Origin of the sequence: Psychrobacillus sp. FSL H8-0483, from assembly GCF_038637725.1 — a bacterium.
GTDB lineage: Bacteria > Bacillota > Bacilli > Bacillales_A > Planococcaceae > Psychrobacillus.
In genome coordinates this window covers 3,754,712-3,768,871 of the sequence record NZ_CP152052.1, presented here as the reverse complement: position 1 = coordinate 3,768,871, position 14,160 = coordinate 3,754,712, and the positions used below count along the sequence as shown (strand labels likewise).

Genomic DNA, 14,160 nt, shown 5'->3' with positions numbered 1-14,160 from the left:
TGAATATAGAAAGAAGTTGGGTCAATGGATGAAAATGTAATTTTTGCATTATTACTCACATTATTTGCTGGCCTCGCAACAGGTATTGGGAGTTTACTATCCTTGTTGACTTCCCGAACAAATACGAAGTTTTTATCTGTCGCATTAGGTTTTTCTGCGGGAGTTATGATATACGTATCCTTAGTTGAAATTTTTGTAAAGGCTAAAGATGCATTAGTAGTAGAGCTTGGAGCAACAAACGGATATTGGATGACGATCGTTGGTTTTTTTGGTGGAATGATTTTCATAGCGGCAATAGACCGTCTATTACCTAAGCTAGGTAATCCTCATGAAGTGAAGAGCGTCGAGGATATGGATGTAGAGCCAAGCAATGCTGAGTATACTAAGCTGATGAAAATGGGTGTTTTTACAGCCCTTGCAGTTGGCATTCATAACTTCCCAGAAGGCATTGCTACATTTGTGTCTGCACTGCAAGACCCTAATCTGGGGATAGCAATCGCTATTGCAGTCGCAATCCATAATATTCCTGAAGGGATAGCGGTTGCAGTTCCGATTTACTATGCTACTGGAAGTCGTAAAAAAGCATTTAAGTTATCCTTTCTATCAGGCCTTGCAGAACCAGTAGGAGCTTTTCTCGCTTACTTAATATTAATGCCGTATTTAAATGGAGTTATGTTTGGAGTTGTATTCGCTGCAGTAGCAGGAATTATGGTGTTTGTTTCATTAGACGGTTTATTACCGGCTGCTAAAAAGTATGATGAAGCACATTCTTCTATCTACGGCGTTATCGCTGGAATGATGGTGATGGCTATTAGTCTAGTATTATTAGCATAAAGAAAAGGCAGTGCAATTCTCAATGAACGAGAATCGCACTGCCTTTTTTATTTTTTGATACAACAATTCCTGTTCGATTGATCGTTACGGGTACAAGGTCAAAATCAGGGAAGATTCCGTTTAACTTGGAGACGAACTCTTCTTCTGTGCCTTTTTGGACAAGAGATAGAAGCGTAGGACCTGCTCCACTTATACAAGTGCCAAATGCTCCTGCTTTTTTGGCTTGAGCTTTTATCTCTCTACTTTGAGGAATCAGATCGAGTCGATATGGTTCATGAAATAAATCCTGCTCCATATAAATGCCAGCTTGCTCAAAGGATTGGGAAAGAAAAGCAGCTGTTAATAAGTTTGCTGTAGCACTTGCCTGTGCCGAAACTTTGCGTGTATAGCTTTCAGGTAGCACATTTCTTGCTGCTTCTGTTTTTAATTCAAAATTAGGAATGAATAAAACAAAAGATGCATCAATATGGTACGCATGAAAAACATGAATCTCTCCATTTTCTGCACTAGAAGAGATGGTAAAGCCTCCAAATATGGAAGCTGCCGCATTATCCGGGTGACCCTCCATTAGAGTCGCTACCTTTAATTTATCATGCGAAGAAAGCTCGAGCGCTAGGACTTGATTTGCTAGTTCTATTCCAGCAACAATGGCAGAAGCGCTGCTTCCCATACCACGTGCAAGTGGAATTTCACTACTCGCTTTCACATGACACGCTGGTAAAATTAGGCCGTGCATTTGAGCTGTTTTTTGAGCTGCTTGAACAATTAAATGGTCCTGTGGATTTGGGACAATAGGTAAATTTTCTGATAAGTTATCAATCTTCCATTCAACAGCTAATTCCACTTCAAGTTCTAGGTATTTATCTAATGCAATTCCGATTGAATCAAAACCAGGGCCTAAGTTCGCAGTACTTGCAGGTATTGAAATAGACCATTTTTTACTCATAGTATTCCCTCAATATATTGACGAATTGCTTCCTCGTCATTTTGTAAAGATACTAAGTCAACTGTAGAAACTTGCATTGCAGTATCCGGATCTTTTAACCCATTACCAGTAAACACTGTAACTACTTTGCTGCCAGCGGGAATTTTTCCACCGTTTACAGATTTGATAACGCCTGCTAAAGAAGCGGCTGATCCTGGTTCTACAAAAATACCTTCTCGACTAGCAATCAACTGATACGCGTTTAAAATTTCTTCATCTGTCACAGAATCAATAATACCACCAGATTCGTCACGAGCCGCTTCTGCTAAAGACCAGCTTGCGGGATTCCCAATACGAATAGCAGTTGCAACTGTTTCAGGGTTAGCAATCGGTGCACCCTGTACGATTGCAGCGGAACCTTCTGCTTCAAAACCAAACATTTTTGGTAAACCAGATTGTTTTACTTCATTATATTCTTTAAATCCTTTCCAATAAGCGCTAATATTACCCGCGTTTCCCACTGGAATACATAAAAAGTCTGGAGATGAGCCTAAGGCGTCTACAATTTCAAAAGCAGCTGTTTTTTGACCTTCTATACGATATGGATTGACTGAGTTAACAAGTGACACTGGAGTTGTTTCACTTACGTTACGAACGATTTGTAGTGCGTCATCAAAGTTTCCATCAATTTCAATAATCTTAGAACCGTACATGCATGCTTGTGCTAATTTTCCAAGGGCTACTTTCCCTTTCGGAATCACAACGATGGATTTTATTCCTGCACGAGCAGCGTATGCAGCAGCGGCAGCGGAAGTGTTTCCTGTAGAAGCACAAATAACACATTCGCTTCCTTCTTCGATTGCTTTTGCAACAGCGAATACCATTCCTCTATCTTTAAATGAACCAGTCGGATTTGCACCTTCCACTTTTCCGTAAAGCTCAATTCCAAGTTCTTTTGACAAGTTATCTAGTTTAATAAGAGGCGTATTTCCCTCGAGTAATGATAGTTTAGGTGTTTTCTCTGTTACAGGTAAATATTCTTTATACTGTTCAATAAGTCCTTGCCAAGCCATAATGTAATCCGCCTCTCTGTTCTCCTTGAATAAACATATGTATTTCTATAAAGGACATTTTACCTTAATAAAATATAAAAAACAAGATTAATTTTCTATTGTAAGTTTACTATTCAATGCGTATACTAAACATGTAAACAAAAAACATTACAGGTGTAAAGACAGGAGTAAAAAATGACAACAGTGAAGCAACAAAAACCACTATCAAAAAATAAATTACTTGGAATTGCTGGTCTTGCATGGATGTTTGATGCGATGGATGTTGGTATTCTTTCATTCGTTATCGCCGCACTTGCGGTAGAGTGGAACTTAACGCCAGGAGAGATGGGGTGGATAGGTAGTGTTAACTCTATTGGGATGGCAGTTGGTGCTCTAGTATTTGGCGTTTTTGCTGACAAAGTAGGACGTAAAAAAGTATTTATGATTACATTATTAATGTTCTCGATTGCAAGTGGATTATCTGCTCTTACCACTACCTTATTGGCATTTTTAATTTTACGATTTTTCGTTGGTATGGGGCTTGGTGGGGAACTGCCAGTTGCATCTACTCTAGTATCTGAGAGTGTGGAAGCAAAAGAAAGAGGACGTGTAGTTGTATTACTAGAAAGTTTCTGGGCAGCTGGTTGGTTAGCTTCCGCGCTTATTGCATACTTTATCATTCCGGATTACGGCTGGAGAATCGCTTTACTTATTACTGCTTTACCTGCTTTTTACGCAATCTATTTGCGTATAAAACTGCCAGATTCACCGCAATACACTTCCAAAAAAACAGAATCTAGATCGATTCTTCAAAATATAAAAGAAGTTTGGTCCAAAAAATATGCAAAACGAACGTTTATGCTTTGGATTGTTTGGTTTACGGTTGTATTTTCTTACTATGGAATGTTCTTATGGTTGCCGAGTGTTATGGTGATAAAAGGATTTACACTTATTAAAAGCTTTGAATACGTGTTAATTATGACACTAGCTCAATTGCCAGGTTACTTCTCTGCTGCTTGGTTAATCGAAAAAGCGGGAAGAAAATTTGTGTTAGTTACGTATTTACTTGGTACTGCAGCAAGTGCCTTTGTATTTGGGTCTGCAGAATCAACTACATTGCTCCTGATTTCTGGTATGCTTCTTTCATTCTTTAATTTAGGAGCTTGGGGAGCTTTATATGCATATTCGCCAGAACAGTATCCAACTGTTATTCGTGCAACAGGCTCAGGAATGGCTGCTTCTGTCGGGCGTATTGGAGGGATTCTTGGACCATTATTAGTTGGTTCACTTGTTACTGCAGGATATGAAATTGGATGGATTTTCGGGATTTTCTGTATTGCCATTGTCATTGGAGTGTTAGCAGTATTACTCCTTGGTACAGAAACGAAACAAGTTGAATTAGAATAAGTGAATAAGCCTGCTCCCTTTAAATGGAGCGGGCTTTTGTTTTGTCTCAGGATGGAAACATAGTAATATGTAAGAATGGCTAATCAAAGGGGTGTAGGGTTTGGAGCAACTGAAACATAAACGAATACTAATTATCGGTTCAAGTGGTGCTGGAAAGTCTACTTTATCAACAAAGCTTGCGGAAAAGTGGAATTTACCTCTCGTCCATTTAGATGCGCTTTTTTGGAACGCAGGATGGGTTCCTACTCCGAAGCCTGAGTTTCTGAAAAAAATTAAAATGACACTAGAAGAAGATGAGTGGATCATGGATGGGAACTTTGACTCTACTTTAGAATTAAGAGCGAAATACGCTGATTTAATAATCTTTCTAGACTTCCCAAAAGTCCTCTGTATGTATCGCATTTTAAAAAGAGCATGGGTTCACAGAGGAAAAACTCGTCCTGATATGGCACCAGGCTGTAATGAAAAAATAGACATGGAGTTTGTCAAATGGGTGTGGCGTTTTCCAAAGGATGTCCGTCCTGGTACATTAAAAATATTAAGAGAAACAAAACAAGTTGATATATGCATATTGCAAAATCCAAAGGAAGTAAAAGCTTTTCTAGATACTGCGCCAACGATTCAAACTGGGAAAATCTAATAGCAACAGGAGTGCACCGACATGAAAAACAAACAACTAACAGATAAGCAACTAATAGAATTCATTCCAAAAGATGCTGATATAATTCTCCCATTAGCAAACGGAGAACCACATAAATTATTAGATATTTTAGAGGAACATGCCGATGAATTAACTAATGTGAAGATACACCAACTATTAGCGTTACAATCTAGAAATTATATAGAAGGCGCATTCCCTGGAAAACTCAAGCATATTTCATATTTTTTAGGTGGGGCTACGAGAAAAATGTTCCATCAGGGGATGCTTGATCTTGTTCCCAACCATTTTCATGAAGTGCCGAGAATCTTGAAGAGCTCTACGAATCTTTCGATGATTATGGCGGTTGCGTCGCCAATGGACGAATTTGGCTATTTTTCATTGGGAACACAGGCGGACATCGTAAGTGAATTTATTGGATCGGTTCCCTTTATATTAGAAGTAAATAAGCATATGCCTCGGACTTTTGGGGAAAACCAAATTCACATTAGTCAAATCGCTGGTTTTGTAGAAAATAATCGTCCTTTATTGCAAGATATTGCAGCACCAATTGAAGAAAAGGATATCAAGATTGCAGAATTTGTGACAGAGACCATTCAAAATGGTGATACGTTGCAGATTGGGATAGGTTCAATACCAAATGCAGTAGTTAGTTTACTAAAAGATCATCGACACTTAGGTATTCACACAGAAATGTTTGTTGATGGAATCGTGGAGCTAGTAGAAGCTGGTGCTATTGACGGAACACATAAGTTTACTAATAAAGGAAAAATTATTGCAACGTTCGCTTTCGGATCCAACAAGCTTTATAACTTTTTGCATAATAATCCGGCAGTGGAGTTTTTACCAGTAAGTATAGTCAATGACCCACGTGAAATTGCCAAGGAAGAACGCATTGTTTCGATTAATGCTACAACAGAAGTGGATTTGTTTGGACAATGTGCATCTGAAACAGTAGCTGGAAAGTATTATTCTTCTTCTGGTGGACAAGCAGACTTTGCTCGTGGAGTGCGGTTTGCAAAAGAAGGGAAGGGCTTTGTTTGTATGACGTCTACAGCTAAAAATGATGAACTCTCCCGTATTAAGCTAAGCCTTACACCTGGTTCAGTTGTAACGACTTCTAAAAATGACGTTGATATGATTGTAACAGAGTATGGTGTGGCCAAAATGTTTGGGAAACCAATTTCTGAGCGTGCTAAGCAGCTTATATCTATTGCACATCCAAAATTCCGAGAAGAGCTTACATTCGAAGCGAAGAAAATGGGGTTTATTTAAAGTGAAACCTATTGATATGTCCTTTTTTCATCAACCAACGTTAGAGCTTGCAGGAAATTTAATCGGAAAGTACATAGTGCACGAACATACCAGTGGCTTACTAATCGGAAAAATCGTAGAAACAGAAGCGTATATGGGGGCGGAGGATAGAGCAGCACATAGCTTTGGAAACAGGAGAACCAAACGTACAGAAGTAATGTTTGGAGAGCCTGGACTTATTTACACTTATCAAATGCATACGCATACGCTCATTAACGTCGTATCTGGTGTAGTTGGGACCCCAAATGCCATTTTAATACGAGCAGTAGAACCAATAGAAGGACTAGAGCTAATGAAAGAGTTCCGCAATAATCTACCCACGAAACAGTGGACAAACGGACCTGGAAAACTAACAAAAGCGATGGCAATCTCGATGGAGTACTATGGTAAGTGTTGGAGTGAAAAGCCATTGTACATTGCAGAAGGTGAGCAAGTTACATCGATTTCAACTGGTCCAAGAATAGGCATCGAGAACAGTGGTGAGGCAGTGCACTATCCTTATAGATACTGGGAAACTAATAACACATATGTATCGAAAACAAGGTGAGGGGCTGTCCAATAAGCCCATAAATTGAAGCAGGTGTAGAAAAATTAGTCTTTTTCTACACCTGTTTTTTGTATACTTTTTATTAAACTACTATTTTTTTTAGGCAATTGATTATAGTGGAAGACGGCGACTCCAGCGGGAATAGCGTGAGCTGAAGGCCCCGCAGGAGCAAAAGCGACGAGGAGACTAAAGCCATGCCCGCGGAAAGCGTCCGTCTGGAACGGAATCAATACATTGGAAAAGGGACCATCTCTCAGTCAATGTATGACTTTAGGGACAGCCCCTTTTTGTATTAGGAAAAATGCTGAAGTGTAACATATAATCGTTAATTCGCAACATTCATTAAAATGGCCCAACCATGGTCGGTCCCTACTATACTCTTAGATTTGTTTTCCCATGTAAAATTCATCAACAATTTGATCATTTATAACAAGTGCATTCTTTCTTATGCCCTCGTTTTCAAAGCCCAGTTTTTTATAGAGCTTTTGGGCATTGATATTCTCTTTAATCACGGTAAGTTCTAGCTTTGAAATTCCCACTTCTTTTGCCCATTTCTCTCCATGAATCATGAGGGAAGAAGCGATGCCTTTTTTAGCAAACTGTTGTTTTACACCAATGACTACCGAGGCTCTATGCAAAGCGCGAGGAGCTGGTCCTCCTATGAACTTAACGTAACCAGCAAACTGTCCATTCATTATAGCTAAAAGTAAAATAGAGTTTTGAGAGTTTTTCCATGAAGTCATACTTTTTCGGATGCTTTGAACGGTTAGTTGAATATCAGACTTCCCAAACAGCATAAAGTCCGTCTCGGCAAAAATTGTTTCTTGTAAGGTAATAAAAGCGCGAGCATCTTCATGTTCAGCTTCTCGAATAACTAGAATATCCTGTTGATTGTTTTCATCCGTAATTCGTTCATCTTTCTCATGTAAGACACTATGGAAAAGAACAGATTTACCTAAAGTAACATCCTTAATAGAATATCCATGATCTACCCATGCAAAGTAATGGAGAGCAGGTGGTTTTGTTTTTTTCCACCAACTACTGCTCAAGTATGCAGCATTTGGTAAAACATGTCCTATAATTGCCTCAATTTCATCATAGGTTAAAGTAAGTTCTTTAGATGTAGATTGTTTAAAAAAAGTAGAAAGGGGTATGTATTTGCTCTCGAAGTGTTTGGACATTGTGAATATTTCACTCATTTCTTCTTTTATTAAGAATTATAGGATAATTATAGCATTTCCAAATAACTATTAATACTACTAAAAGCATAATTATACATTAAATAATTCCTATAAAAAAAACGTGTTACTCTATACAAAGTAACACGTTTTATCATATGAGAAATTTTAAACTAACTCTAATTGCATGGCAGGACCGAAGAATTCGTAGTGAATTTGTTCATTTGCAAAGCCTAGTTCTAGTAAATGATTAATCATTGCTTCCATAAACCCAACTGGTCCACAAACGTATACATCTCCACTTTGAATGGCATGAGTAGCTAATACATCTTTTGTAATAAATCCATCTTCAGTATCTGAGTAAAGCGGCACATATTTTGCATCTTCCATTGTTTCCATTAAAAAACGAATATCTTTGTCAAATGGATGTAGGCTCTCGTTACGTGCACTATAAATGAAAGAAACTTTTCGAGAAGGTTGGTTTTTCGCGATAGTTTCGAACATACTCATCATAGGAGTGATTCCAACCCCACCACTTATAAATGTTACAGGAGTTGTTTTCTCTGGATCTAAAATGAAATCTCCAGCTGGTGCAGTAAGCTCTACTGTATCTCCCACGTTTACATTGTTGTGTAAGTGAACCGAAACTTTTCCTGCTGGATCATTTTCATCTTCTTTTTTCACCGAAATACGGAAAGTTTCTACATCTGAAGCTTTTGATAAGCTATATTGTCTGTTTAGTAAATACTCTTCACCTGGAACGCTTACTCGAATTGTAATGAATTGACCAGGTTCATAAGTAGGTAGCATGTTTCCATCTGCAGGTTTTAAGTAGAAAGAAGTAATATTGTCACTTTCTTTTTCTTTATGGACAACAGTGAAATCTTTAAAGAATCTCCAGCCACCTTGTTTTGATTCGGCTGCTAGGTACATTTCTTCCTCAATACCGATGAATGCATTGGCGATTACTCCATAAGCTTCTGCCCATGCATTGATAATATCGTCTGTTGCAGCATCGCCAAGTACTTCTTTAATTGCACCAAGTAAGTGTTCACCAACGATTGGATAGTGTTCTGGTTTAATACCAAGACTTACGTGTTTGTGACCGATTTGTTTTACCGCTGGAATGATTGCAGCTAGATTATCGATGTGCACTGCTGCTGCATATACTGCATTCGCAAGAGCAGTTTGTTGACGTCCTTGTGCTTGGTTTGCATGATTAAATATATTTAATAGTTCTGGATGTGCTTCGAACATATTTTTATAGAAAGTAGTTGTAATAGCAACTCCGTGAATTTCTAAAACAGGCGCTGTAGATTTTACGATATCAATTGTTTGTTGAGATAACATATTAATACACGTCCTTTTCTTGTTTTGTTATTTACAACTATTACGATACTCCTCACGATTCTTTAAAGCAATATTTAAAATACATCTTTAAGTGCATTTTAAATTTCATGTAATAAATCAGACACATTTCTTTCACGAATTTGTCATAGTCGTTATAATGAGAAGGTAGAATGGCGGTGGCAATATGAGATTAACTATGTATACAGATTTCTCACTTCGCGTGTTAATATACCTAGGTGCAAAAGAAAAAAAAGAACTTTCGACGATTCAAGCGATTTCTGATGCGTATGGTATTTCGAAGAATCACTTGATGAAGGTCACACATGAGTTAGGGAAACTCGGTTATATCGAAACGATACGAGGAAGAGGCGGAGGCATTCGTTTAGCGATGGAGCCGGAAGCTATTAATATAGGACAAGTTGTCAGGCATACAGAGGACGATTTTCATCTAGTTGAATGCTTTGATTGTAAAACCAATAGATGTGTAATAACGCCTGTTTGTGGATTGAAAGGTGCTTTGAATCGAGCTTTGATTGCGTATATAAAAGTATTGGATGAATATACAATGGCTGATTTTTTACAGCAAAAACATCAATTAGCAAATTTACTTTTCAATGAGCAGCAGGATGTGTGATAAAATAAATTCGGAAATTGATTAACTTTTTTCAGCAGAAATCTTCCACTTCTATAAGTGTCAAGATGGATGCCAAAATGTTGACTATTTCAAACCCAGGCTGAAAAAAGTTAAAGTCTCCGGCGGATGTCACAGATTTTGAAAGGAGTATTAGAATGATGTTAGCCTAAAATCGTCGCATCCATGCGACAACGGCTAACTACGCAGGCCTAAGCTCAATTCAAAATCTGGACGCAATTACGCCGAGGCATAATTGATTAGGAGGATTATTCATGGAAAAAGTATTAGTTTTTGGACATAAAAACCCAGATACAGACACAATTACATCTGCAATCGTATACGCATATTTAAAAAATGCAATTGGCGTAGAGGCAGAAGCCGTTGCATTAGGTGTAGTAAGCAATGAAACAAAATTTGCTTTAGAAAAATTCGGTTTTGAAGCACCAAGAATTATTGAAAACGTTGCAAATGAAGCGACAAAAGTAATCTTAGTCGATCACAATGAAAAACAGCAAAGTGCAGATGGCATCGAAGAAGTGCATGTAACAGAAGTAATTGATCACCACCGTATTGCAAACTTCGAAACTGCGGATCCTTTATACTACCGTGCAGAACCAGTAGGATGCACAGCGACTATTTTAAATAAAATTTATAAAGAAAAAGGCGTAGATATCCCAGGAAATATTGCAGGATTAATGCTTTCTGCAATTGTTTCAGATACGCTACTATTTAAATCACCAACATGTACAGAAGAAGATGTTATAGCTGCACGTGAGCTTGAAAAAATCGCAGGCGTAAATGCAGAAGAGTATGGACTAGCAATGCTGAAAGCGGGAGCAGATTTAAGCGATAAAAGCTTAGAAGATCTACTTTCTTTAGACGCTAAAGAATTCGGCATGGGCGAATACAAAGTAGTCATCGCACAAGTAAATGCAGTAGATGTAAATGATGTTATGGGTCGCCAAGAAGAACTAGAAGACTTAATCACACGTGAAATCCAAGAAAAAGAGTTAGATTTGTTCTTCTTCGTCGTAACAGATATCCTTAACAACGACTCTGTAGCACTAGCACTTGGTAAAGTAGCGCTAAAAGCAGAAGCTGCATTTGGTGCGAAATTTGAAAACAACACTGCTCTATTAAAAGGTGTAGTATCTCGTAAAAAGCAAGTAGTACCAGCGTTGACAGAAGCATTATCTAACTAATTTACTCATACCAAGGGGGTTCCTTTCTCTCTTGGTATTTTTTGTGGTTTTGGATGGATACTAGTGATTATTGGAAGAATAGTGTCGAGTTTTGGATGAATGTCTCTGCGTATTGAAAGAATACTTATGAAAGTTGGAAGAATAACTTTTCTAAGCAATTATTTTGAACTCAAGTGATGGACTCTATACAATGGTAGTGAGGTGATTGAGATGAAAATTGAAGTATGGTCAGATTTTGTATGTCCGTTTTGTTATATTGGTAAAAGACGTTTAGAAGAAGCTTTAGAGCAAGCTGGTTTTGCAAGTCAAGCTGAGGTTGAATTTAAAAGCTTTGAGTTAGACCCGCATACACCTAAAACATCGGATAAGAGTATATATGAAGTGCTTGCTGAAAAATATGGTTCCACAATAGAAGGCGCAAAAGGAATGACAGCTCAAGTAGTAGCGCAAGCAAAAACAGTTGGGCTAGATTATAATTTTGATGGAATGAAGTCAGCAAACACGCTAGATGCACATCGATTAGTGAAATGGGCATCTGCACAAGGGAAAGCGAAAGAGGCAAACGAGTTATTGCTTCAAGCATATTTCATTGAAGCAAAAGAGATTGGAAAAGATGAGGTCCTTTTAGATCTGATCGAATCTATTGGATTACCTAGAGACGAAGCAGATAAAGTACTCAATTCCGATGATTATTTAACTGAGGTGCAAGCAGATATCGCAAGAGCAGGCGAAATTGGCGTTCGCGGTGTTCCGTTTTTTGTATTGAATGATAAATATGCCATTTCTGGTGCACAGCCTTTGGAAACATTCGTTGGTGCTTTGAATAAGATTGCCGAAGAAGAAAACATTTCCTCTTCCAAATAATGCTAGAAATTAGTATACGGTAACAAATCCTTATCCAGAATTAAATGAATAAAATCCTCTCCCAGTATAAATTGGAAGAGGATTTTTTTAATTTCTTCTCTCAAAGCTTAGAAATCTTGTCCCTTGAAAAGATATGATTCCAAGATCATCTTCTGCAAGCATTCCATACTCTCGGCCACTTAGTTTTAGTTCCATTCGATCTCCACTGTCTACTTGAAATGTTGCGAAATAGGAGGTAGAGGCAGAACTATTTCCAGACCCACCACTTGTTTTCGTGCGCTTTGTTACTACTTGAGCAGGTACAGATAGCTTGGGAGAGTTATTGTTTTTATTCCATTCGCCAATCCCTTTGATAAACGTAAAAATAATTAGTCCAAAAATAATCATAAAAAATATAGGTCCCATTGTACTCATTATATAAAATAAATCCATGATATCCCTCCTTTACTTCTTTTAATTTATACGATTCCAATTGAATAAAGTTTCGTTAATAGATAGACACTGTAAGAAAGGAGGAAAGATAATGCCAGACACAATATTACCGAGTGAATCACAATCATATTGGCGAGTAACAAACGATTTTCCAATGTTTCCGAAATTAAGTGAAAGTGTAGAGACAGATGTTGTTATTATTGGTGCAGGTCTTACTGGAATTACAGCAGCTTACATGCTGAGTAAAAGTGGACGAAAAGTAATGGTAGTAGAAGGAAGTAAAGTGTTAGAGGGGACAACCGGTTTCACTACAGCAAAGGTTACGGTTCAACATGGGCCAATCTATCAACAGTTGATCAATACATTCGGAGATGTGGATGCGAGATTATATTATGAAGCAAATAACGAAGCGAAACATTTCATTGAACAAACGGTGTCTGAATTAGGAATTCATTGTAACTATGAAAAGGTAGATGCTTTTTTATATGCGGATACAGCAGATGGTGTGGAAATACTTCAGAAAGAAATGGATGCCTACATCAGGCTAGGAATCGAGGGAGTAACCCTTACAAAAGATACAGGTCTTCCATATACCGTGAAAGAATCTTTAAAGTTAGAAAACCAGGGGCAATTTCATCCGCTAAAATATGCGAAGGGATTAATGGAGAAAGCGATTGAAAATGGTGTTCAATTTTTCGAGGGGTCACGTGCGAAATCGATTCATTCAAAAAATCTAGTGGAAATGGTAGATGGCAATGAAATACGTGCGAAGAAAATATTAGTATGCAGTCATTTTCCTTTTAATGATGAAGATGGTCTTTATTTTACTAAAATGTATTCAGAAAAATCGTATGTACTCGCGACTCCTACAGAAGCAAATTATCCAAAAGGAATATATATTAATGTAGAAAAACCAACTAGATCCATTCGAACAGCGTTAGGTTCTGATGGGAAAAGGTATATGCTCCTAGGTGGAGAAGGGCATATTACCGGTAGATTTCAAGGAGATACGATTGCTAATTTTGAGGCACTGGCGGCGTTTGGTCGTGAGCAATTCAAAATAAAAAGGTATGCCTATCGTTGGTCTGCACAGGACTTAGTGACACTCGATCAGCTTCCTTATGTTGGGTCTATGACATCGGGGCTGCCTGATGTATTAGTTGCAACGGGATACGCCAAATGGGGTATGACAAATAGTGCCGTAGCCGCCAAAATTATGGCAGACCATGTAATGGGGAAAGACAATCGCTTTGCGGAGCTTTATGCTCCAACGAGATCGAAAATGAAAAAAGAAGATATCACTGCCTTTGCCAAAACAAATGCAAATGTAGCAAAAGAGCTTATTAAAGGTAAAACAGAAAAGGTTAATCTTACGCTAGAGGACTTACAAACAGGCACGGGGGATATTATCAAGCTCAATGGCCAAAAAGTAGGCGCCTACAAAGATGATGCGGGCAAAGTATATTTAGTAAAACCGGTATGTACGCATCTCGGCTGTGATGTTGCATTTAACAATGCAGAAAGCTCATGGGACTGCCCTTGTCACGGCTCTAGATATACATACACCGGAGAAGTGCTGGAAGGTCCAGCATATGAGCCATTGGAGAAAATAGAATATACGGAATGAAAGACGCTCCTTATCCAAAGTGGATAGGGAGCGTTTCTGTTATATTGTGATCAACTTGTTGGAACAATTAAGATGACACTGACAATAGGAGCATTTGTATGAGAAAAAGATTCTATTTATTTTATACTTCATTAAG

The 14,160-nt window shown here is 38.1% G+C and carries 14 protein-coding genes; 9 read left to right on the top strand and 5 right to left on the bottom strand.

From position 1 onward, the window contains the following. The first annotated feature begins 24 nt into the window (after positions 1–24). On the top strand, positions 25–834 hold the full coding sequence (zupT, locus tag MHB48_RS18400; RefSeq protein WP_342599302.1) for a zinc transporter ZupT: 810 nt from the start codon (positions 25–27) through the stop codon (positions 832–834). 19 nt (positions 835–853) lie between these two features. On the opposite strand, the gene thrB is transcribed toward zupT, so the two are convergent. Beyond that, positions 854–1,780 carry a homoserine kinase gene (thrB, locus tag MHB48_RS18395; protein ID WP_342599301.1) on the bottom strand — a complete coding sequence of 309 codons (927 nt, stop codon included), beginning with the start codon at positions 1,778–1,780 and terminating at the stop codon, positions 854–856. Further along, positions 1,777–2,832: a threonine synthase gene (gene thrC, locus MHB48_RS18390; RefSeq protein WP_342599300.1), complete on the bottom strand. Its 1,056-nt coding sequence runs from the start codon at positions 2,830–2,832 to the stop codon at positions 1,777–1,779. The genes thrB and thrC overlap by 4 nt, the downstream gene beginning before the upstream one ends. 174 nt (positions 2,833–3,006) lie before the next feature. On the opposite strand from thrC, the gene MHB48_RS18385 reads away from it, so the two are divergent. The 4 genes from MHB48_RS18385 (at position 3,007) to MHB48_RS18370 (ending at position 6,737) form a co-directional block, all read left to right on the top strand. After that, positions 3,007–4,218 carry an MFS transporter gene (locus MHB48_RS18385; RefSeq protein WP_342599299.1) on the top strand — a complete coding sequence of 404 codons (1,212 nt, stop codon included), beginning with the start codon at positions 3,007–3,009 and terminating at the stop codon, positions 4,216–4,218. A gap of 100 nt (positions 4,219–4,318) precedes the next feature. Continuing rightward, entirely contained in the window at positions 4,319–4,858 is a 540-nt protein-coding gene (locus tag MHB48_RS18380) for a DNA topology modulation protein (RefSeq protein WP_342599298.1), read from the top strand. Between the two features lie 21 nt (positions 4,859–4,879). After that, positions 4,880–6,151: an acetyl-CoA hydrolase/transferase C-terminal domain-containing protein gene (locus MHB48_RS18375; RefSeq protein WP_342599297.1), complete on the top strand. Its 1,272-nt coding sequence runs from the start codon at positions 4,880–4,882 to the stop codon at positions 6,149–6,151. Position 6,152: 1 nt separating this feature from the next. Continuing rightward, a complete protein-coding gene (locus tag MHB48_RS18370) occupies positions 6,153–6,737 on the top strand; it encodes a DNA-3-methyladenine glycosylase (RefSeq protein WP_342599296.1) in 585 nt (194 codons plus the stop codon). A 380-nt stretch (positions 6,738–7,117) separates the two neighbouring features. Here the strand turns inward: MHB48_RS18370 and MHB48_RS18365 are convergent, their stop codons facing one another. Further along, the gene (locus MHB48_RS18365) at positions 7,118–7,936 is read right to left on the bottom strand and encodes a GNAT family N-acetyltransferase (RefSeq protein ID WP_342599295.1); all 819 of its coding nucleotides are present in this window, start codon (positions 7,934–7,936) and stop codon (positions 7,118–7,120) included. A 147-nt stretch (positions 7,937–8,083) separates the two neighbouring features. Next, the gene (gene hmpA, locus MHB48_RS18360) at positions 8,084–9,265 is read right to left on the bottom strand and encodes an NO-inducible flavohemoprotein (RefSeq protein WP_342599294.1); all 1,182 of its coding nucleotides are present in this window, start codon (positions 9,263–9,265) and stop codon (positions 8,084–8,086) included. A 184-nt stretch (positions 9,266–9,449) separates the two neighbouring features. On the opposite strand from hmpA, the gene MHB48_RS18355 reads away from it, so the two are divergent. The 3 genes from MHB48_RS18355 to MHB48_RS18345 all read left to right on the top strand — a co-directional run bounded on the left by MHB48_RS18355 (position 9,450) and on the right by MHB48_RS18345 (position 11,965). Then, positions 9,450–9,899 carry an Rrf2 family transcriptional regulator gene (locus tag MHB48_RS18355; RefSeq protein WP_342599293.1) on the top strand — a complete coding sequence of 150 codons (450 nt, stop codon included), beginning with the start codon at positions 9,450–9,452 and terminating at the stop codon, positions 9,897–9,899. Between the two features lie 272 nt (positions 9,900–10,171). Further along, on the top strand, positions 10,172–11,101 hold the full coding sequence (locus MHB48_RS18350) for a manganese-dependent inorganic pyrophosphatase (RefSeq protein ID WP_342599292.1): 930 nt from the start codon (positions 10,172–10,174) through the stop codon (positions 11,099–11,101). A 201-nt stretch (positions 11,102–11,302) separates the two neighbouring features. Beyond that, positions 11,303–11,965: a DsbA family oxidoreductase gene (locus MHB48_RS18345; protein WP_342599291.1), complete on the top strand. Its 663-nt coding sequence runs from the start codon at positions 11,303–11,305 to the stop codon at positions 11,963–11,965. A gap of 87 nt (positions 11,966–12,052) precedes the next feature. Here MHB48_RS18345 and MHB48_RS18340 read toward each other — a convergent pair whose 3' ends face one another. After that, the gene (locus tag MHB48_RS18340; protein ID WP_342599290.1) at positions 12,053–12,397 is read right to left on the bottom strand and encodes a DUF2500 domain-containing protein; all 345 of its coding nucleotides are present in this window, start codon (positions 12,395–12,397) and stop codon (positions 12,053–12,055) included. Positions 12,398–12,488: 91 nt separating this feature from the next. On the opposite strand from MHB48_RS18340, the gene MHB48_RS18335 reads away from it, so the two are divergent. Then, on the top strand, positions 12,489–14,024 hold the full coding sequence (locus MHB48_RS18335) for an FAD-dependent oxidoreductase (RefSeq protein ID WP_342599289.1): 1,536 nt from the start codon (positions 12,489–12,491) through the stop codon (positions 14,022–14,024). Positions 14,025–14,160 lie beyond the last annotated feature (136 nt).